The organism is Mesorhizobium sangaii, assembly GCF_014207355.1.
In the GTDB taxonomy this organism is placed as follows: domain Bacteria; phylum Pseudomonadota; class Alphaproteobacteria; order Rhizobiales; family Rhizobiaceae; genus Mesorhizobium; species Mesorhizobium sangaii.
This window is the reverse complement of sequence record NZ_JACHEF010000001.1, coordinates 1,478,001-1,499,131: the sequence shown is the minus strand read 5'-3', so window position 1 is coordinate 1,499,131 and position 21,131 is coordinate 1,478,001. Positions and strand designations below refer to the sequence as shown.

The 21,131-nt window shown below is 63.4% G+C and carries 15 protein-coding genes; 4 read left to right on the top strand and 11 right to left on the bottom strand.

Annotated elements, in window-relative coordinates; genetic code table 11:
• Positions 1-23: 23 nt before the first annotated feature.
• From HNQ71_RS07130 to HNQ71_RS07100, 7 genes are all read right to left on the bottom strand, one after another.
• Positions 24-2,864, bottom strand: coding sequence for a leucine-rich repeat domain-containing protein (locus HNQ71_RS07130; protein WP_184871812.1), 2,841 nt, complete (start codon positions 2,862-2,864; stop codon positions 24-26).
• Between the two features lie 65 nt (positions 2,865-2,929).
• Positions 2,930-5,050 (bottom strand): RICIN domain-containing protein, encoded by a 2,121-nt coding sequence (locus HNQ71_RS07125; RefSeq protein ID WP_184871811.1) that lies wholly within the window; start codon positions 5,048-5,050, stop codon positions 2,930-2,932.
• A gap of 20 nt (positions 5,051-5,070) precedes the next feature.
• Complete coding sequence (locus HNQ71_RS07120) at positions 5,071-7,116, bottom strand: hypothetical protein (protein WP_184871810.1); 2,046 nt, start codon at positions 7,114-7,116, stop codon at positions 5,071-5,073.
• Entirely contained in the window at positions 7,113-8,453 is a 1,341-nt protein-coding gene (locus HNQ71_RS07115; RefSeq protein WP_184871809.1) for a hypothetical protein, read from the bottom strand. Before HNQ71_RS07115 ends, HNQ71_RS07120 begins: the two co-directional genes overlap by 4 nt.
• A complete protein-coding gene (locus HNQ71_RS07110; protein WP_184871808.1) occupies positions 8,450-12,298 on the bottom strand; it encodes a coiled-coil domain-containing protein in 3,849 nt (1,282 codons plus the stop codon). The genes HNQ71_RS07115 and HNQ71_RS07110 overlap by 4 nt, the downstream gene beginning before the upstream one ends.
• Complete coding sequence (locus HNQ71_RS07105) at positions 12,295-13,623, bottom strand: hypothetical protein (protein ID WP_184871807.1); 1,329 nt, start codon at positions 13,621-13,623, stop codon at positions 12,295-12,297. The genes HNQ71_RS07110 and HNQ71_RS07105 overlap by 4 nt, the downstream gene beginning before the upstream one ends.
• Positions 13,620-14,639 carry a hypothetical protein gene (locus tag HNQ71_RS07100; protein ID WP_246461239.1) on the bottom strand — a complete coding sequence of 340 codons (1,020 nt, stop codon included), beginning with the start codon at positions 14,637-14,639 and terminating at the stop codon, positions 13,620-13,622. Before HNQ71_RS07100 ends, HNQ71_RS07105 begins: the two co-directional genes overlap by 4 nt.
• Between HNQ71_RS07100 and HNQ71_RS34760 the strand changes: the two genes are divergently transcribed.
• Positions 14,640-14,828 (top strand): hypothetical protein, encoded by a 189-nt coding sequence (locus tag HNQ71_RS34760; protein WP_246461237.1) that lies wholly within the window; start codon positions 14,640-14,642, stop codon positions 14,826-14,828.
• 287 nt (positions 14,829-15,115) lie between these two features.
• On the opposite strand, the gene HNQ71_RS07095 is transcribed toward HNQ71_RS34760, so the two are convergent.
• Together HNQ71_RS07095 and rocF are read right to left on the bottom strand one after the other, a co-directional pair.
• Positions 15,116-16,171 (bottom strand): ornithine cyclodeaminase, encoded by a 1,056-nt coding sequence (locus HNQ71_RS07095; protein ID WP_184871806.1) that lies wholly within the window; start codon positions 16,169-16,171, stop codon positions 15,116-15,118.
• Between the two features lie 2 nt (positions 16,172-16,173).
• Entirely contained in the window at positions 16,174-17,106 is a 933-nt protein-coding gene (gene rocF, locus HNQ71_RS07090; RefSeq protein WP_184871805.1) for an arginase, read from the bottom strand.
• A 133-nt stretch (positions 17,107-17,239) separates the two neighbouring features.
• Between rocF and HNQ71_RS07085 the strand changes: the two genes are divergently transcribed.
• From HNQ71_RS07085 to HNQ71_RS07075, 3 genes are all read left to right on the top strand, one after another.
• Complete coding sequence (locus tag HNQ71_RS07085) at positions 17,240-17,680, top strand: Lrp/AsnC family transcriptional regulator (RefSeq protein ID WP_038644816.1); 441 nt, start codon at positions 17,240-17,242, stop codon at positions 17,678-17,680.
• A 434-nt stretch (positions 17,681-18,114) separates the two neighbouring features.
• The gene (locus HNQ71_RS07080) at positions 18,115-18,837 is read left to right on the top strand and encodes a glutathione binding-like protein (RefSeq protein WP_184871804.1); all 723 of its coding nucleotides are present in this window, start codon (positions 18,115-18,117) and stop codon (positions 18,835-18,837) included.
• Between the two features lie 41 nt (positions 18,838-18,878).
• Positions 18,879-19,574: an SDR family NAD(P)-dependent oxidoreductase gene (locus HNQ71_RS07075; RefSeq protein ID WP_184871803.1), complete on the top strand. Its 696-nt coding sequence runs from the start codon at positions 18,879-18,881 to the stop codon at positions 19,572-19,574.
• Between the two features lie 41 nt (positions 19,575-19,615).
• Here the strand turns inward: HNQ71_RS07075 and HNQ71_RS07070 are convergent, their stop codons facing one another.
• Complete coding sequence (locus HNQ71_RS07070) at positions 19,616-20,416, bottom strand: SDR family NAD(P)-dependent oxidoreductase (protein ID WP_184871802.1); 801 nt, start codon at positions 20,414-20,416, stop codon at positions 19,616-19,618.
• 116 nt (positions 20,417-20,532) lie between these two features.
• The gene (locus HNQ71_RS07065) at positions 20,533-21,081 is read right to left on the bottom strand and encodes a glutathione peroxidase (RefSeq protein ID WP_184871801.1); all 549 of its coding nucleotides are present in this window, start codon (positions 21,079-21,081) and stop codon (positions 20,533-20,535) included.
• Between the last annotated feature and the right edge of the window lie 50 nt (positions 21,082-21,131).

The following is a 21,131-nucleotide window of genomic DNA, read 5'->3' as shown; positions in this document are numbered from 1 at the left end:
GGGACTACCTCCGGGTGCAGGCATTACTGGTGAATGAGCGGGCCCACGATGACGTGGGGCTGGAGCTGCAGGCAGCTGGGACGCGGACAGACGACCAAAGGCTGGACGGCAATCTCATCGAACACATGAATATTGACGTCCCAGATGCGCGGCGGCTCGCGCTTGCAGGCTTCGGCGACTTGCGGGGTGAGAGGCTGCGGGAACGAGCAGATCGGATTATTGCCGAGATAGGACTTTCCGATCACCGGATGAACGTGAACGAAGTTCTCGATCCGGTTGCCTCGCAGATCGACGATCGACAGCGCCGGAAGCGAGCCGAGCGGCAGCGCATTGAAGACCCGGTTGTTGCGCAGATCGACATTCGACAACGCCGGCATGTTCGACAGATTGCCGACATCGGTGATCTGGTTGTCGTTCAGATAGATGTATTTGAGCCCGCTCGAGCTGAAGCGCGGGATCGCCGACAGCCGGTTGGTGGCGAGGTTCAGTTTCTGAAGTCCCGTCAGCGAAGCGATCGGGGACGCGTCGGTGATCACATTGTCGAACAGGTTGAGCTCCCCGAGCGCCCGAAAATGGACCACGGGGTTGACGGCGATGATCGACTTCTTGTTCAGCGTCAGGCTGGTCAGTGACTGCGCCCAGTTCTGCGCAGCGCTGCAATCGGCGCTGTCGACGTGGTCGGCCTGCATGCGGCTGTCGAGTGCCGCCATGAAGCCTCGGGCGTCGCCGAGCGCGATAGAATCGAACCGGTAGACAATGCAGTATTCAGCGAAGCTGGCGTATTGCAGCGGCAGGTTGCGCATACCGGCGTCGTCGAGCAGTGGCAGGTCCGCCAACGGTGTCACGGATTGCACGTGTGTGTTCGAGAAATAGAGCTTGGTCAGCTTGTTGAGCATCCCGATGCCGATCAGGTTCGACAGGGGATTGCCGTCGATGTTCAGTTGTTCGAGGCGGCGAAGTTGCAAGACGCCCTGGATCGAGGCGATCTGGTTGTTACGGATCCAAAGCTTCGTCAGCCCCGGTACTGCCGAGAGCGCCGAGACGTCGGACAACTGGTTGTCGGACAGATCGATGGAGGTGAGATTGCTCATCACCGGGAAGAGCGAGACACTGGTCAGCCCGCGGTTCTTGGCGTCGGCGAACTGGCGTGAATTGAGATCGTCATAGGCTTTGCCGCAGACAGCCTTACCCGAGATCGCCAACAGTGCGTTCACTTCAGAGGTTTGCGCGGGCGTCAGAAAGTCGGTCTGGTTCCGCATCAGGCATGCCGACACGAAGTCGGTCGCTTGCACGGGATTGTCGGAAAGATCGAGATTGATCAGGCCCGGCAGCGCCGCCAGCGGCCTGACATTGGCGATCGAATTCTTTGACAGGTTGAGTATGCCGAGGTTGGTCAGGCCGGCAAGCGGCGCGACGTCGGTGATGGCATTGCTCGACAGGTTGAGCGAGGTGAGTTGCGGCAAGGTCGCGAGCGGACGCAGGTCGCTGACGATCTTCGACGAAAGGTCGAGCGCCGTGGTTGCCAGCAGGCTGTTGCCGACCGCGGCGCACGTCCCGCCACCCTCCAATTCGACCATGGCGCGGATCGTCTGCCCAAGCGGGGTCGGCGCGTCGCGATGCAGCACGCACAAGTCAACGAAGCTCTGCCCGCCGCCCGCGACGATTGGATTGCCGTTGAGGTTGATGGCCAGCGTCGAGGGGAAGCTGCCGAGATTGGCGAAGGTCTCGATCTTGTTGTTGGCGAGGTTGAGGCTGGTCAGGCCGCCGAGCGCGCTGAGCGGATCGAGCATGTCGCCTGTCAGTTCATTGTTGGCGATGGATAGTATCGAGAGCGCCTGCAGGAATTGCAGCGGCTCGAGGCTGGCGATCTTGTTGTTGTCGAGCGTAAGGTTGGTGAGCAGCGCCAGCGCCGACAGGGCGCGGATGTCGGTGATGTCGTTGTCGGAAACGTCGGCCCGCGTCAGCGCGATGAGCGGCGCCAGCGCGTTGATGTTGCCGACGTGATTGCCGGAAATGTCGAGGAAGGTCAGCGTCTTGAGCTTGGTCAGCGGCCCGAGGTCGGCGATCGAATTGTCGGCGATCGACAGGCTCGTGAGGTTCTTCAGCACGGCAATCGGCTCGATCGACTGCACGCCCTTGCCGTTCAGGTTCAGCGTTGTGATCGATTCCAGAAAGGCCTGTGCGGCGGCGCAGGCGGCGGGGTCGCCGAGCGCCGAGACCCCGCCGGGCGTTGAATCGAGCACCGCCATCACGGTCGCCGTTTCAGCCGGCGTGCGATCGCCCTTGACGCACCACTTCGCGAAGGTCGTCGGCTTGTCGACCAGCGGCGGGCCGGAGAGGCACGTGATGGTGTGGATCTTGCCGGCGAAGAACGGCGTTGGGTCGGCGTTCAGAGCCTGGTCGAGATTGAGCTTCAGCTCGGTGACCAGGGGCGCGCAACTGGGAATGTAGAGCCTGTCGGAAAAAGTCGTCGCGCCGAAGTCGGAGGGGAATTGCAGGTAGTAGACGAGGCCGCTGCCATTATCGTGAGCGAAAACCTTGATCGGATATGTGTCGCCCGACGGGCACAGCAGTGGATTTGCGGCGGGATCCGCGGCGATGATCGCGCTGTCGACGGCGGTCAGCACCTCCGAAGGAACCGTCGCGAACCCAAGTCCGCGGATCACCGCTTCCTCGTCCGCCTGGTCCTTGCAGCGGATGCGGTAACCGCGCCCGTCGGAGATAAGCAGCGGATAATGCAGCCGGTTCGCCTCCAGCCCCGGATCCTCGAACAGCACGACCTTCGGCTCGTCCGCGCGGGCCGGGCCGGTGCCGGCGGCCACGAGCACGACCACAACAAGGAGCAATTGGGCGATGCGGTTCATCGGATCTCTCCTTTCGAGGCTCAGGCTGATCGATGCGGCTCAACCGGCCCGAAGCATTGGCGGCGCTACCTCTCGTCCGCCGCCTTGATGGTCCAGTAGCCTGACGGATCGCGGTCGCAGGTGAACTGAAGGGCCGGGATGTTGTTCAAGTTGCTAACTCCGCCGGCAATGGTCAGGCACTTGCCCGTCTGGACGTTTTCCGCCTGAACGCCGTCGCGCGTCTCGACCAGGTTCCAGCGGCGCGAAGGATCGCTGTCACAGTTGAACTGCAAGGCCGGGATGTTGTTTTCGGTGCTGATCCCGCCGGCGATCGTCAGGCACTTGCCCGTCTGGACGTTCGCCACCTGGAAGCCGTCGCCTGTCTCAACCAGCCTCCAGCGCTGCCATTGACTGCCGTCGCAATCGAATTGCACCGTCGGCGCGTTGTTGTCTGTTCGTCCTTCCGCGACCGAAAGGCACCTTTCGGTTTGTCGGTTCACCAGCATGACTTCGGGGTCAGCCGCCCGGATGCTCCAGAATCGCGACGGATGACGGTCGCAGTTGAACTGCAGGGCAGGCACGTCGTCGTCGGTGCTCTCCCCGCCGGCAATGGTCAGGCATTTCCCCGTCTGCACGTTTTCGGCCTGGAAGCCGTCTCCGGTCGCGGTCAGCTTCCAATGTCGAGATGCGTCCCGGTCGCAGTCGAATTGGAGGGCAGGGACGTTGTTATCGGTGCTGACCCCGCCGGCAATCGTCAGGCATTTTCCGGTCCGTACGTTCTGCAGCTGAAAACCGTCATCCGTCTCGACCAGCTTCCAGCGGCGCCACTGGTCGCCGTCGCAGGTGAACTGGACGGCCGGGGCGTTGTTGTCGAGGCGCCCCTCGGCCACAGCCAGGCACTTGCCGGTCTGCATGTTTGCCAGCACCACGTCGGCCTCCTTCACTGTCGTGATGCAGGCTTCAAAAATCTTGCCGGACGCCACGGTCGATTGCTCGGGTCGACTGATGCAGACCGGATTGCCGTCCAGCGACGGATTGAATGGCAGGATGGCGCTGACGGATTGCGCCGTGGCCAGGCGGTTGGCGCGCAGGTTCGGAGCGGCGAGTTTGGTCAGGCTCGTCAAGGGACGCGCATCCGCGATCCGGTTCTTCGACAGATCGAGCGTTGTGAGGTCTTGCAGAAACCGCAGCGGCGACACGTCGACGATCTTGTTGTTGGACAGAACCAGCCGCGTCAGCGCCCGGGCTGAGGCGAGCGGCCGTAGGTCGGCGATCTGGTTGGAACTGAGGTCGGCGTCGGCGAGATCCTTCATCACGGCCGCCACGCTGATGTTGCTGATCCGATTGCGCGACAGATCGAGGAACGTAAGCTTGGTCAGCTTTTCCAGGTCGCGAATGTCGGCAATGTCATTGCCGGACAAGGTCAGGCTCGTCAGATGGGTAAGCGTCGCCAGCGGCTCGAGGTTTGTCAGCCGTCGCCCGGCAAGGTCGAGCGTCGAGCTCGACGCGAGAAAATCCTGTGCGCTTGCGCACGCCACCGGATTGCCAAGGGCGGCGCCGCCGCCGGGTGTCAGGTCGAGCAGTTCCTCGACCGTCGTCCGCTGGGCCGGATCGAGGTCATCCTTGATGCACCAACTGGCGAAGGTCGTCGTCCTTCCGACAACCGGCGGCCCCGCAACGCATGCGATGGTATGGACCTTTCCGACGAAGAATGGGGTCGGGTCGGCGTCGATCGCCTGATTGAGGTTGAGCTTCAGTCCCTCGACCAAAGGCGCGCAGCCGGGAATGTAGAGTTGGTCGGAAAAGGATGGCGAACCGAAATCGGTCGGGAACTGCAGATAGTAGACGATGCCGCTGCCGCCATCGTGCGCAAAGACCTTGATCGGGTAGTTTTCGCCCGATGGACACAACAGCGGATTGGCGGCTGGGTCGGCCGCGATGACTGCGTTGTCGACGACGGTCAGCACTTGCGAGGGGACTGTGGCGAAGCCCAGTCCGCGGATCACCGCTTCCTCGTCTGCCTGGTCGTTGCAGCGGATACGGTAGCCGCGACCTTCGGAGATGAGCAGGGGATAGTGTAAACGGGTGGCGTTCAGCGTCGGGTCTTCCAGCAGGACGACCTTCGGTTCCTCGGCGCGGGCCGGACCGGCTTGGATCACCGCGAGCAGCGCCAGCAGGTGGAGCAGCGATCGGGCGATACGGTTCATCTGCCAATCCTCCTTCCGCTTTATTCGACAAGGCTGAAGCGGCCCGGCCCACAGGCCCGGCTGGTATTGTCGTGTGCGATGTCGTTGCCCGGCAGCAGGAAACTGACGCTGGAGGCGCTGTCGGCGAAACTGACCGCGCAGCGGAAGCCGGACACCGTCGAGGTGGTGAAATTCGCCGACGAACCGCGCTCGAGTTGGATGGCGGAGCCGACCGCAAGGCCTGCTGCCGTCGGCGCGAGCCCGTCCGAGCGGCCCGCCACGACCGCCCCGCGCAGCACCAGCGGATTTGCTGCGGCGATGTCGGTGAAGTCCATCCGCATCAGGCTGTCGGAGGTGAGCACCGCGCCGAAACGCGCGCGCACAAGGGTGGAGCGGACCGGCGCTTGGGCAGAGATCAGCAGCCGTGCCCGAACGCCCTGGATTGCCAGCATGTCTGCTTCAACCCTGAGCCCTCGCGCATAGAGGTCGGCCAGGCACAGCGACGCGCCGCGCGCCATCGGCGACAGTCCGTCCGCCACGGTGCCGATGGTCACATCGTCGAGCGCGACCGCGCCGTTTTGCGCGATCACGGCGACAACCTCGTCGGTCGTTTGAGCGGCCGCCCGCGCCAGGTCGATCCGCTCGAGTTCGAGCCGCGGCAATCCATCCGCGACGATGATGACGCCTGTCGCCGACAGGATGCATGAGGAGGTGCCGGCCGGCACGCGGTTGGCGGTGCCGATGAGCCGTGTCCGGGCGACACCGGGGGCCGGCGCCATGTGCACGGTCTTGAACGGCAATCCCTTGAGGATCAGCGTCTGCGGCATCTGGATCGATGCGGGAAGTTCGAGCCTGAGATTCGCCCGCCCTGCGCAATCGCCCTCGGAGGAGAATTGCGCCAGCGTCAGCGTACCGCCATCATTGATGCGGCGAACGCACGTATCGCTGGCCGACCCCCGACAGTCGAAGCTGGTACCCGGCGGCGGAGCGGCGGTCAGCGCGCGATCCGTCTCGCCCATCCAGTCACCAATGCCGGGGGCGGAGAGGCCGAGTGCCGATGTTAGAAGCGGGCAACCCGTGAAGGACAGCGTCCGGCCTTCCGCGAAGGTCCAGTCCAGCCGTGCATTGCCGAGGGGGTCGAGCGAGGTGATGGACAGGCTAGCGGATAGCGGCGACAGGCCGAGGTCGATGCCAGGCTGCGCGAAGGCCGCGTGCTCGCGCTGATAGCCATCGCAGTTCGATAGACACAGGTCGACGAAGGGCGCCGAACGAAGCGCCGCTACAGCGTCGGCGCCGAGCAGGGTTACCCCATCGGCCTCGGCAATGCCGAAGAATGCCCGCAGCTTCGTCTCCGCCGTTTCGGCCGTGGCCGCATCGGCGATGATGTCGCGCGTCGCCTTGCCGTCGAGGCGCGCAATGGGCAGGTAGGAAGGCCGAGCGCCTTCGCCCGGCGGCGTGTAACGCACGACATAGACGGTGTCGCCGATGCTTTCGGCACTGAGGAAGGTTTCGAACCGGTGCAGGCTCCAGCGGGCCACGCTCGCCGCCGCTATGTCCGATGGGCCGCCGAGATCGCCGCGCCCGCAATCGAGTACGAATGGTGTCCCGACATCGGGCGGCGCGGCAAAACCCTGGAGCACGCCCGGCAGTTGCAGCCGCTCGCGGATGGCAAGTGCCGCCTTGACCTCGGCACAGGCGGTGGGCACGGCGAAATAGCCGGTGCCCGAGGGGGAAGGCAGATAGTAGTTGCCGGATGCCTCGACATCGGCCCAGATAGCGGTCGTCGCCGGCCAGTCGATATTGAATGCCGTCCCGGGGCATGGCAGCCGCGGCTGCGCCCCAAAGCTGTTTTCAGTCTGAAGCTTGGCGAGCGTCGCCTCCGAGACGAGCGCTGTGTCGGGCAGGTGCAGCAGCCTTTTCGCCTGGCCCGCGCTGGAGCAGCCGGCGAGTTCCACCGCCTTGCCATCGAAGAGCGCGACATAGACGTCGTTGTTCTGGTCGGTGACGAAAGCGGCAAGCTGCGGCTCGGCGCGGGCTGCCGAAGCGCCCGCGAGAACCAGGGTGAGCAACACGACCGCCTGTCTCATCTCAATTCGCTCAAGCAGCTTGCGGCGCGGGCGGGGTCCATATTGACCTCGGTCATCAACGGATCGAGGCCTGCTGACTGGCACAGCGCCTGGACCGTGATCGAATGCGGCCCTTGGAAGTCGACCGTAAGAGTTCCATTGGTGATCTGCCCGTTCTGGCCGACGCACAGCGGATTGTTGGCGAGCGCCGGGCGACGGCAGGTTCGGATGACGTCGGCCATCGCGCGGCGGTTGGTCAGTTCGCAGAAATAGATGCGACAGAACGCGGCGACCGCGGCGCGGTTCTCGGCGTCGGCATTGATGATGCGCTTGATGTCGCCGACCAGCGCGCTCGCCTTGGCCTCGAAGGCGAGGCCGTCGACGCGCGTCTTCTCGCCCGCGATCTCGCCCGATCGTTCGGCGATCTTCGGCATCAGGTTGATGTTTTCCGAGGTTATGAACAGCCCGCCCTTCCACCGGTCGAACTCGTCGAGGATCGAGGTCGCCCTCAGGATCGCCTCGCGGTAGGCGTTGTAGATCGGCCCCATCTTGGTATCGCGCGCCGCCTCGTAGACCTGGTTCAATGCGGCGTATTCCTTGTTCACTGTGTCGGCGCCCGCCTTGATGTCATCAATGCCGGCGCGCGAACTCTGGACCAGGCCCTCGGCTCGTTTCAGCTTGCGCGAAAACATCGCCGTGATCGGGCTCTCGACGCTGGCGAAGTAGCTCTCGATCACCTTGCCGGCGGCTCCGTCGGCGAAGGCATCGATCTCGGTGTCGGACAGATTGGAGATCAGGCCGCACTGGGCGTCGAAATCGGCGCTCAAGGGCCCGGCCTGGCAGGCGCTCATCTCGGCCAGCCTCTGGTCGAGCGTCCGGTTCGAAGTGAGCCCGTCGGCATATTCGAACAGCGCATGGTTCCATTCGATCGCGTTCAGGTCGGCCTGGCTGTGGCGCCGGTCGCGGCAGAACAGTGTCTGCTCCATCCGGCTCTGGTTGCCCGAAGCGCGGTAGGCGTCGAGGTGGCGCGTCGCCTCCGCACAGTTCGCCAAGCCTGAAATCAGCCCGGCGAGTTGCTGGTGGACGGGCGGCAGTCCGCGTGTCTGCGCCTCCCGCATCAGGTTGGCCGCACGTTGGCTGTCGCTCGGACTGCGGGCCGGGCGATGGAAGACGCAGAGGCCTTGCTCGAAGGTTTTCAGCGTGCCGTCCGGAATGGCCGGCCCTTCGCAGTTGGGAGCGTCGAGAACGCGCGATTCGATCGTATAGCCGGCGAGGTTGTCGACGAATAGGTCGCGCGCGGCTGCTCCCGTAGCGCTGAGCGCCAGACCGAGCGCTGCTGTGGCGACGGCGGCTCTCATGGCGCGCTCGCGAAGATGAAATAGAGGGTGAACACGGCGCCGTCGAAGGGACAATCGCTCGGCTGCAGCGACAGCCGGTACGAGCCGATCAGCGGCGCGCCGAGATAAGGCAGGATCAGGCTGGTGTCGTTCGACGGTCCAGGCGCGCGCGGGAATTTGCGCGCCTGGTAGCGATCCTGCACCCAGTAGCGGATGATCCGGTTGATCTCGTCGCCACTGTCGGCCTGGTTGAAGAAAGTCTGCAACGCGACGCGCTCGGGCCCGACCGAAATGTCCGCGCGGACCTCGCTCGATCCCTTGGTCAGCGGCTTGAAGACGAAGCCGCTGCCGCGGTGTTGCAAGGCGAAGCGGTTCCACTGCGCCCCCGTGCACTGGTAGTCTGTGCCGGCGAAGACATCGATCAGGGTCAGGTTCTTGCGCTCGCGGAATTTGTTGGGCGCCCACAGCGCGAAATAGCCGTTTGCCTTCATCAGCGCGTCGGTCGACGCGAAGGGCGAAACCTCGAACTCGACATTCTCGTCGAGCGCCAGCTTGCGGGCGAAACCTGAATTGGCGGGCACGACGATCTGGGCGACATCGATATTGATCTGCCGCTCATCGAAGAAGCGCTTGGCAACGATGTCGTCGATCATCGCCTGCAGCTGGGTGGCGTTGCGCACATAGACCACAGGGACTGTCGCCGCGTCGCCGGTGAAGGCCTGCACCACTTCAAAGCGGCGCCGCATCAGGTGCATCAGCCGGTTGGCGGTCTCGAGCACGCGCCGCTTGGTCACCAGATATTCGGGAATGCCCTTCATCAGGTCGGCGATGGTGTCCTGGGTCGCGATGAACAGATTCTTGCGCGTCGCCGGATCGTCGATCTGGGTGACGAGCTTCGTCATGTCCTCCTGCTGCTTTGTCACCTCGGCCTGAACGTTGCTCTGGAACTTCAGGATGCTGTCCTGGAGCGCACGGCTCTTAAGCCCGAGATCCTTGGCCTGGTTCAGTCCCGCGACGAGTTCCTCGGTGTTGCCGCGCGACTGCGTGATGCGCTGCTCGACGAAGGCGAGTTCGGCATCGTTCAGTGCCAGCATCTTGTCCTTCTGCCGGTCGCGCAGTTCATTGATCAGGTTGGTCGAGGCATTCGATTCCTCGGCGAGGCCCGTCACGGTCGTCTGCGCGGCGCGGACGCGGTCGATGCGGCCGTTGGTTGCCGCGACCAGTTCGGCGACACGTGCATTGTCCTGGTTGAGCTGGGCTTCCGACAGGGACAGCTTGTCGAGTTCGAGATTGAGGATCGCGATCTCGTTGGTCAGCCGGTCGATCGTGCGCTGCTGGTCGGTGATCTGGAAACTCAGCATGTCGTTTTCGCGCGCCTGAAGGTCGAGCCCGGCGAGTATGCGTTCATGGTCGGACTTGAGCCGTGCCACTTGCTCGTCGATGCTGAGATCCTGGCTCTGGCAGTCAACCGCCGCCATCGAGCCCTGCAGCGTCAGCTCCTTGATCTCCTCGGCCCCCTGCGCCAGCCGGCCGGCGAGTTGGAAGTGCGTGTCGATCAGCGCCCGGGCCTTGAGCGCCTTGTCGAGGTCGAGTTGCCCGATCGCCTGGCGGAGCTGCGTGAGGCGCTGCTTCAGCGCGTTGATTTCATTTATGTTCGCCTGAGTGATCTGGCCGGTGGTGATGATCGTCGACAGGATGGATTGGGCGGCTTCCAAGGCCGCCCTGATCGGTTTGGCGACGTCCACCACAGTCGCGACCCCACTGCCCAAACCGCAGGCGCAGGTGATGATTTCGGGCACCGCGGCGCCGATCGAGTATGCACCTTGCACTGAAGTCAGGATGACCTGCGCGGCTTGTGTGGTGCCGTTGAACGCGACGAACCAGGCGATCACTTCCGACAACTGGCCGTCGACCTGGTCACGCGCCTCCTCGAGGTCCGCCTTCCTCTTCGCATAGAGGTCCCGCTCGGCTTCGTAGAGTTTCTTGGCGAAGTCCGTTTCCGTTTGGGAAAAAGAACCGCAATCGACGTTCGCAAGTTCCTGCGGCAGCGGGATGTTCGATGTGATCATCTGCTGGTCGGCGATCAGCGGCTCGACATCGGCGAAGTCGGCGCTGCCGATGACGCACTTCATCAGGAACGCTTTCGCTTGTGTCTGCGAGTTCAAGAGCTGGGCCCTGAGGCCCGACTGACCGTCCGGGCCGCACATCTGGGCAACGTATTGGTTGCGCGTGAAGGCCGGCGTCACGGTCTGGCATGCCTGTTCGCCCGCGAGCAGCGGCGTGAACGGATGGTCGGCCGTATCTCCGATCAGGGCGAGCTGATTCTCGATGCCGCAAAGCTGCTCGCGGTCGACGGCCCGGCGGCGTTGATAGAGGTCGGTCTGGCGCAGTTGCAGTTCGGTGATTGTGTCGTTCGCGCGGGCGATCGCGCCCTGGTTGTTGGCGATCTGCGTTTGAAGGATCTGCCGCTGGCGAACCGCCTGTTCGAGCTGGTTGGCGTTGCGCTCGGTCTGGCGGGCATACTCGGTGATCTGGCTCTCGAGCGAGGAAATCTGCAGATCGAGATTCATCTGCGTCATTTCCCAGTTCAGCAGCCAGCGCAGTTCGTTGCGCCGTTCGACTTCGGCCTCTTTGGAGAGGACGATGAGGTCGAGTTCCTGTCTGTCGTTGATCTGGCGGCGCTGGTTTTCGAACTCGGCGATCTTGGTGCCGAGCTCGATCTCCAGCGATCTGATCTGCTGGCGATAGCCGAACGTGTCCTTCTCGGCGTCGACCGCGTTGATCTCTTGCTGGACGGTGGTGGCGAAGGTCTGCGCTTCGTGTTCCAGCTTGCCGATCTTGTGGGCGATCAGGTTGACTTCCTGGCTGCGGATCGTGCGCTCCTCGTCGAGCGCGCGCGTCGCTTCGCCTTCCTTGTTGGCGTACCACCGCTCGACCAGCGCCTCGACATTGCGCTCGACCTCGGTCAACCGCTGCTCGCTCTCGGTCAGGGCCTGCTGCAGTTCCTCGAACGGGATCGTCGTGAACTGCATCGGGTCGATGTTGAGGAACAGGAAGCCCTTGCGCACGCTGTCCATGCGCGCATCGAGGTCGCTCTGCTGCAGCAGCAGGTCGGCGCGCAGGTCGTCGTAGGTGGACTCGCCCGGAATATCCATCTGCGTCTCTACCAGCACCCACATCGCGGCCTCGTAATTTGTGTAGGCCTTGGAGAGGTTGGGTTGGCTGTCGAGGCCAGCGCCTCCGACGGCGCCCAGCGTATCGTTGACCAGGAAGTCGAGCGCCTTGACGCGTGCCTCCGAGACGGTCTGGTACCAGACGTCCCCGGTGTTCATCAGCAGCTGGATCTTCAGCGAGGACAGCGCCGTCAGCTGCCGCACGAAGGTGCGGTAACTCGCATCTGCTCCTGCCGCGGTGCCCTGGTCACCGCCTTGTTGTCGCGCGAGAATGCGAAGACCCCGGTCGACGATCTCGATGCCTTGCCGGCCGAATTCCTGCGCCGCTTGCGGCGAGACTGGCGTATCGTTGCGGCTGACGCCGCTCGCCGACGACAGGAAGGGCATGTCGGCGGCGAGGAACAGGCGATAGCGCCCGAGTTGCAGGTGGCAGTCGAAATCGCACACGATCGCCAGCCGTCCGGTCGCCTCGTCGCCGCAGGTCGTCAGGAACTGTTCGAGTTCGGTGGCGACTTCGCCCATGTATTTCACGTCGGCGCGGAAATTGGCGATCTTGAGCAGCGTCGTCAGCTCGCCGGCATGGCCGGCCGCCGCGTCGACGTCGAGCGCCATGCAGTCCTGCCCGCGCGCCATTCCCGCAGCGCCGAAAACGATGCTGACGACCAGTCCGCAAAGCAGGAAGAACCGTCTCATGGTTGCCCCGTCGACAGAAAGACCTCGGAAATCTGGCGCACGTGCCGGGCAAGTTCGGCCATCTGCGCCTTGGAAAGCGATGGATTCTGGAACCGCCCGACCACCGCCCGGGCATGGTTGATGCAGTCCTCGTAAGGGCCGTTGATCATCGCGGTCAGCGCACCGGTGTCGAGCGCGAGATCAAGCCTCGAATACGCTCCGGCCAGTCCTGCGCAGGAAGAAAGCTCGGCGGTGATCGCCGGATCGTCGACGACATGCGCGAGGCCGGACAGAGCCGTCATGACGCCTTCTATCTGCCCGACGATCTGCGTCATCCGTGCCTTGCCGTCTTCGAACTCCTTCAGCGATTCCGGCTGGTTGAGGCTGGAGAGGTCGACGGCCTGCAGCGTGGCGATCGTCTCGGCTGCTTTCAGTTGATCCTCCTTGACGAGCACCATGTTGGCCTGCGCGTTGCCGAGCACACGCTCCAACTCCATCACCTCGGCCGACTTGATCGACACGTCCATCTCGTTGACCAACGACTGGTATTCGGTCGAAGCGGCGTTCATCAGGTTGAGCGTGTCGTCGACCTTCGTTCTGACCGCCTTGACGATCTGCGCGCGCACCCGCGTCTCGATCAGGCCGGTCGTCTCTGCGCGCCCGCGTACCGGCTTGACCGAACAGACCAGTTTCGCCAGCGCGTCCGAGCCGAGCCGTGCACGCACCGCCTCGACGATCGGGAACAGCGGACGCCAGGCTGCTGGCAGCGCATCCAGGCTGGCGCCCGACAAAGGCCCGGCATTGATCTCGTTCATCCGCGTCAGGTGCCGGCATTTCTCCGGCAGGTCGGCCCCGGAGAAGTAAAGCCGCCCGGTAATCAGATAGGCTTCGACGGCGGCGGCGTATTGTCGGCCGACGAGCGCGGCGAGCTCATCGGCACTGTCGGTCGAGATCGGAGCGAAGAAGCGGTAGCGGCTGAGGTAGATCTCTGACCAAGCGAGCCTTCGCATCAGCACCGAGGCGTCATCGGCGGAAAGCGGGATGATCGGGAAACCGACGCTGCGGCTGCCGCCAGAGGCCCCTGACGCCTCGCCGACCACCTCGCCGGTGAAGGGCAAGCCGAAATCGGGCTGCGTCGCCTCGTGGCTCGGTTCGACGGCGGCGGGACCGGGGGCGAGCAAGCTGAAGCGGCTCGTCTCGGGCGTCGCATTGGAGAGCGTCGCGTTCCAGAAACCGTCGAGTTTCTCCGAAGTGTAGGCGCGCTCCAGGATCGATGCGGCACTGGCCGCGCCGGCCAGGACGCCACTGACGATCAGGGACAACGCGATGGCTCGGAGGGTTGTCATCGGCAGTACCACACCCTGTCGGCAGCGCCCGCCTGGGCGCAGATGCCGGTCGCCGCGCCGTGCGCCTTCCAGTCCGCCTTTACCTTTGCGAGATCGTTGAATGCGCCCTGTGCCGCGTTGTCGGCATGAACCTCGGCGTCCAGCCGCCAGAAGGGCTTTGCCGGGTCGGTCGGCAGCAGCACTCCGATCATGTTGATGTGGAAGGCGGAGACCTTGAGAAAATCTTCCGCGCTGGCCACCGTGTTGCGGTTGAGATTGGCGTATTGCTCCGGCGTGACGTTGCCGAGCGCCCGCTTGAATTCTCCCTCCGAGACTTCGACCGAGCGCAGCATCTGCGTCGTCTTCGCGGCCAGGCCGTCGAGGATCGAGATGTTGGCGACCAGCGTCGCGCCCGCTCCTGTAACCGGTCCGAAGATCTCAGCGAAAATGGCGCGGATCGCCTTCAGGTGCGTTTCGGCCGACTTGATCTCGACGCGGCGCAGGGCGATCCCCGTTTCGAGATCGGATGCCCGACTGACGAAGCTTCTCAGCGCCAATTGCAGCGTGTCGAACGAGGAACGAGCTTCCGGCGGCGGCTGCAGGAATACCGAGCGCGCATAGCGTACGGCCTCGCTACGCGCGATGTCCTCGACGGTGGCGCGAGTCAGCGCCGATTCCGGGCAGCCGGTGACGTCGCCGAGGTCGGTCAGCATCTGCGCGGCATGATAGATTTGATCCATCTGGCGCATCGTGCCGAACGAGCCGCTGGTGGTGAACTCGGCCTCGACGCCGGACAGGTAGTCGATCAGGTATTCGCGCGCGAACTTCACCATCTCGCACTGCACGCCGGCGGCGCGCTCGCGGATGTGGCGGCCGTAAAACGATGCGCCGACGAAGTATTTCTGGTCGGGCGTCGGTTCGAACCGCTCGACGAAGAGCGACTGGATAACGGTATCATATTCGCCGCATGCATAGGTGCGCTCGAGGCATGCGGAGTCGGTCTGCAGGTCGCACTGCGACAGTGCCTGGCCGCACATTTGCTGAGCTACGGCAAGGTTGATTCCTTCGCCGCAGACAAGGAGGGCTGCCAAGACGAGCGCTGGATTGAAGACGTATCTCTTCAGCAAGACGAGCAAAAGAAAATGCACGAAAGCCCCCCGGCCACCGAAGCGGCAGCCTCATCGCTCTTTACAGGCAATATCTTTGCAAGATCGATTTTGTATTGAATCGTTACAGCGAGGATCGGCCACAAAAAGCGTGGCTATCTCAAAGTCAACTTCGCCAAATAACGCATTTATAGAATGTAAACTAAAACGGATTGGCGACCTATGCACCTGGTTTTTGGCTTCCGTAACGGAAATTTGTGCCAAAGTATCGACGCGGTTAACGGATCGTAAAGAACTGTCTTTTCCGCACCTTCGATCCAGTTCCCTGAAAAACTTCTGTTCAAACTTAAAAGGAAATCTGGCTCGGCTGACAAGCCAGGGACCTGCTGTTCTCGGGACGAGCCTTGTCAGGCTGCCGGCTGCACGGCCGCTCTCAGCAGCATGCCGAACAAGTCGCGTGGTTCATCCGGATCAGCGAGGAGGTCGAGTTCCTCATAGAGGCCAGTCGCCTGCAACTGGTCACGCACATAGCGCAGCGCCGAAAAATCCTCGATCGCGAAGCCGACCGAATCGAACAGGGTGATCTGCTTGGCATCTCGGCGGCCCTGCGCCTTGGCGGCAATCACTTGCCAGAGCTCGGTCACCGGATGGTCGGGATCCAGCTGCTGGATCTCGCCCTCGATGCGAGTCTGGGGCGGGAATTCGACGAAGATGTCGGAGCGCAGCAGGATGTCCCTGTGCAGTTCGGTCTTGCCGGGGCAGTCGCCGCCGACAGCGTTGATGTGGACGCCGGAGCCGACCATGTTGTCGGTGAGAATGGTCGCGCACTGCTTGTCGGCGGTAACGGTCGTGATGATCCCGGCACCTTCGACCGCTTCCTGCCCGGTTTCGCAGATGGTGATGTCAAAACCCATGCCAGCCAGGTTCTTGGCGCATTTGCGCGAGGCGGACCGGTCGATGTCGTACAGCCTCAGCCGATCGACGCCGGTCAACGCCTTGAAGGCGATCGCCTGGAATTCCGATTGCGCGCCATTGCCGATGATGGCCATGGTGCGCGCACCCCTCGGCGCCAGATATTTGGCCGCGACAGCGGACGTGGCGGCAGTGCGAAGCGCGGTCAGGATGGTCATTTCGGTGAGCAGCATCGGATAGCCGCTCCCGACATCGGCGAGCACGCCGAAGGCAGTGACCGTCTGCAGACCTTGGCGCATGTTCTTCGGATGGCCGTTGACATATTTGAAGCCATAGAGGCGACCATCGCTTGTCGGCATCAACTCGATGACGCCGTCATGGCTGTGCGAGGCGATGCGCGGCGTTTTGTCGAACAGGTCCCAGCGACGGAAGTCTTCCTCGATGTAGCCAGCGAGTTCGGTCAGGAAGCGCTCGACACCGATGACATTCACCAGCTTCATCATACGGTCGACGCTGACGAAGGGGACGATGTTCAGCTTTGCCGTGGTCATGATCAAAAGCTCCCGGAATGGCTGCGGGTCGGCCGGTCCATGATGCGGCGGCCCATCAGGCTCGCGGTCAGGTCGACCATCAGCGTAGCGGTGCGGCCACGCTCGTCCAGAAAGGGATTCAGCTCGACCAGGTCGAGGCTGGAGACGAGGCCACTGTCGGACAGCATCTCCATCGCCAGATGCGCCTCGCGGAACGTCGCGCCGCCTGGAACCGTGGTGCCGACTGCGGGCGCGATCGACGGGTCGAGGAAGTCGACGTCGAGACTGACATGCAGCAGCCCGTCTTCGGCAGATACCCGCGCCAAGAAGGCGCGCAGCAGCGGCGCGATGCCATGCTCGTCGATGGCGCGCATGTCGTGCACGGTGACCCCCGCCTGGTTGAGCGCGCTGCGCTCGGCCGGGTCGACACTGCGCAGACCCATCGTGCAGATACGCTTGGGATCGACCGCTGCCGGCAGATCCGGAAAATAGCCGTGGAAACCCGGCTGGCCGCTGGCGTAAGCGAGCGGAACACCGTGCAGATTGCCGCTGGCGGTGGTGTCGAGCGTGTGGAAGTCCGGATGCGCGTCGAGCCACAGCACGAACAGCGGCCGCCCGGTTTCGGCGGCGCGGCGGGCGAGGCCCGACACGGTCCCGGCCGAGATCGAATGGTCGCCGCCGAGAAAGATCGGCATGGCGTCCTCGCTCGCCGCGTAGGCGGCCGCGGCAATGGCGGATGTCCAGGCCGATATTTCGGGCAGGGCCTTCAGCGCCAGATTGCCATGCGAAATGCGTCTCGCCGGCATCGCCTGGACGGCACCCATGTCCTCAACAGCGTGGCCGAGGCCGGACAGCACTTCAACAAGTCCGGCGGTCCTCAGGGCGCTCGGCCCCATTTCGCAGCCCATTCTGCCGGCGCCGTCCTGCACCGGTGCCCCGACGATTTTGCAACGCATTGTTTTTCCCGCGGCCAAGTTCGAACGGCCGCAAGAGAACCACGGCGAGCCGGCGATATGAACAGGCAGAATTGGCAATTCGAAATGCATTGTTTATCGTATTGGCAGCGGAACTAGTCAAAATGGTAAGCTGATGGATGCGCTGGACGAACGCCTCGTGACCTTGCTGCGGCATGATGCGCGGCGCAGCGTGTCGGATCTGGCCATCGATCTCGGCGTCTCGCGCGCCACAGTCAGGGCGCGTATGGAGCGCCTGGAACGGTCAGGCGACATCATCGGCTACACGGTGGTGCTGCGCGCCGACGCCGTCGATCAGCGCATCCGCGGTATCATGCTCATCGAGATTGAGGGCCATGCCGCCGACCGCGTGGTCCGGGCACTGGGCGGCTTCCCGGAAGTCTCGACCATCCACACCACAAATGGCCGGTGGGATCTGGTGGTCGAACTCGGGACGGCATCACTGACTGACTTCGATGCTGTGCTGCGGCGGATCCGATTGATTGCCGGCATAACGGGCAGCGAAACGAGCCTGCTCCTGGCCACGCCGCGCACCACGCGAGCACGACTAACGTAAGCAATTGTCTGCAGCCGGATCGCGGCTGACGGTATTCATTCCGGCTTGACCGGCGCTGGTGCCGCAGCTGCTCGCAGCCTTCGCCTGCAGCGGGCGTGTGGTGGCTCGGTTGTCGGATCAGGCCGCAACTCACTCGCTCCATCTTCTGAAGCACGTGTGCATGACGACTTCGAGAAATGCAGGACGAGCGGCGGAACGAGCGCAAGCAGGAACGGAGAAGGGTTTCCGATTGCGCCGAGGCTCCAAAGCCTGCGCTCCAGCCGCCCACAGAAAGAATGGTCAAACTTGCCGTCATCCGGGAAGTGTTTTTCCTCAAAATCGTGCATCCGTAGATCGTCGCTTCGTGAACCGGATCTCGATTTCGTCTAGCTTGCTTCATGAGCGAATAGCGCGAAGCTGATGCCGCTTCCCCAACAGCACAGGCAGGACGCAGCATGATCGATCTCTACTACTGGCCGACGCCCAACGGCAAAAAAATCTCGATCTTCCTGGAAGAGACAGGCACGCCTTACACACTGAAGCCCGTGGACATCTCACATGGCGACCAGTTCACGCCTGAATACCTAAAGCTCAATCCCAACCACCGCATGCCGGCCATCGTCGACACCGAACCGAAGGACGGCGGCGCCCCCGTCGGCGTGTTCGAGTCCGGCGCGATCCTGTTCTATCTTGCGGAGAAGACCGGCAAGCTCTGGCCGCAGGACCTGCGCACCAAGTACGATGTCGCGCAATGGGTGATATGGCAGATGGCCAACCAGGGGCCGAAGCTGGGAGAAGCGGGTCATTTCCGCAGGCTGGGCGACAGAGAAGGCGATCAGTCCTATGCGGTGCGCCGTTTCACCGACGAAGCAAACCGGCTCTACGGCGTCCTCAACATGCGACTTCGCGATCGCCGCTACCTTGCAGGTGAAGACTTCACCATCGCCGATATCATCAGCTATCCCTGGACCGTCAACTGGCAGGCACAGGGCCAGGACATCAATGAGTTCAGGCATTTCAAACGCTGGTTCGAGGAGGTCGGCGCGCGCCCGGGCGTGCAGCGCGGCCTTGCGGTGGGCGCCGACCTGTCAACCGACCAGAGCAAGCTTGCGCCGGAGGAACAGGCCCACATCCGCAAGATCCTTTACAACCAGCGAGCTATTCATCTGCCTGACTGAGGGCCTATCCCCATCACAAAGGCGTAACGTCGGAGAAAACCATGACAAGCAAAGTTGCCGTTATCGCAGGCGTGGGATCCGGCCTTGGCGCCTCGTTGGCGAGGGTCTTCAGCGGCCAAGGGTTCAAACTGGTGTTAGCGGCGCGCAATGTTGCGAAGCTCGACGCGCTTGCCACCGAGACCGGCGCCGACGTGATCTCAACCGACGTGTCGGACCCGGCATCGGTGGAAAACCTGTTCCATGCGGTGGATGGCATCGGTCCTCTCTCGCTGGCGATCTTCAATGCGGCCGGCCGCGTGCGCGGCGGTATTGCCGATCTCGATCCGGAGGAGGTGAAAAAAGCACTGCTCGTGGGTGCCTATGGCGGCTTTCTGTTCGGTCAGCAAGCCGCACGTCGGTTGCAGGCCACAGGCGCCGGTTCGATCCTGTTCACCGGAGCCACGGCCAGCGTCAAGGGCTTCGCCAATTCCGCCGGTTTCGCAATGCCGAAGTTTGGCCTGCGTGGGCTGGCGCAGTCGATGGCGCGCGAGCTTGCGCCAAAGAACATCCACGTGGCGCATTTCGTCATCGATGGCGGCATAGCATCCAGCGACCCGGTGCGGTCGCCGGAGTCGACCCCGCCCGACCGTTGGCTTTCGCCGGACGCGATCGCCGAAGCCTATCTCGCGATCCATCAGCAGCATCGAAGCGCCTGGACGTGGGAGATCGAATTGCGGCCTTGGGTGGAGAATTTTTGACGCACAAATAGCAGATCGCCGCAGCCGCCGGCCGTTGCCGGCTAATAGTGTATCGGCCCCTTGACCCCGCCGCCGCAGGCGATCGCGTCGCCGTTGATGGCAACGCTTCGCGGCGAAGCGAGGAATGCAACGACGTCGGCGATCTCTGCCATATCGACGAGGCGACCGATCGTGACATTGGCGGCAAGACGCTGTTCGATCTCCTCGGGCGAAACGTCTGCCGAAGCCGCGCGGGCGGCGACCAGGGGAGCGGTCTTCTCGGTGCGGGTCAGGCCAGGATGGACCACCGTCACGTTGATCCCCTTCGAGCCCAATTCGTCGGCGAGATTCTTGGTCAGGGCGGAGACGGCAACATTGCGGATCGAGCCGATGATCGAGCCGGTCTGGCGCGCCGCGAGGCCGCTTATGTTGATAATTCGGCCCCAGCCCGCGGCAGCCATGTGAGGAGCAGCCTCGCGCGCCATGCGAAGATAGCCCATCACCTTGACGTTCATGTCATCCCAGAACAGGTCGTCCGTGATCTCGGCCAGTTTCGGCGGCGGTGCCTGCCCGCCCGGTTTGGCCGCGGCGTTGACCAGTATGTCGAGGCCGCCGAGCGCCGCGACCGTTCCGGCCACCAGCGCTCTGACCGAGCTGTCGTCCTGTGTGTCGACGGTCAGTCCGACGATCTTGCGCCCGGTCTCCGCAGCCAGTTCGCGTGCGGCGATGTCCACATCGGCAACGTTGCGGGCGGCGATGACGAGATCGACGCCTTCCAGGGCCAACTGCCGGGCGATGGCACGACCAATTCCCTTGCTGCCGCCGGTGACCAGGGCGCGTTTTCCGTCCAGTTGCAGATCCATGGCCTACTCTCCTCGGCTCAGATGGGTGGCTTTACCACTGAAGCTGCAACGCAGCGGTGCCAAAAACCTGCAGCACGCAGCCATGGAAGGACCGCACCAGCAGGCTGTATCTTGCGTCACGCCGCCAGGAGCTTGCGGAGAGGGCCGACGATCGCCTCGTCCTGCGGCTCGGTGTCGGAGCCAAAGCGGGCGACAACGATCCCCTTGCGGTCGACCAGAAACTTCTCGAAGTTCCAACTCACCTCGTCGGGTCCGGGCGCGGCACCTTTCCCCGCCATCCGCGCCGCCAGCGTGCTACCCGGTTGGAAGACAGCCTTCGGCAGCGCCTCGATCAACGCTTGATAGAGCGGATGCTTCTGTGGTCCCTTGACTACGATCTTGGCGAACACAGGGAATTCGACACCATAGGTCAGCCGGCAGAATTCCTGGATTTCGGCGTCGGTGCCCGGTTCCTGGCCGGCGAAGTCATTGGCCGGAAAGCCGAGCACCACCAGGCCACGCTCGCGATACGATCCGTAGAGCGCCTCCAGTCCATCATACTGCTTGGTGTAGCCGCATTTGGAGGCGACGTTGACGATCAGCAGGACGCTGTCGGTATATGCACGAAGGCTTGTGGTTGAGCCGTCGGCGCGGCTGAACGGAATATCGTAGATCGAGGCTGTCATGGGCAAAGGTTCCTGCAGACAAGAGGGTCTCCGTACATTGGTGGCTTAGC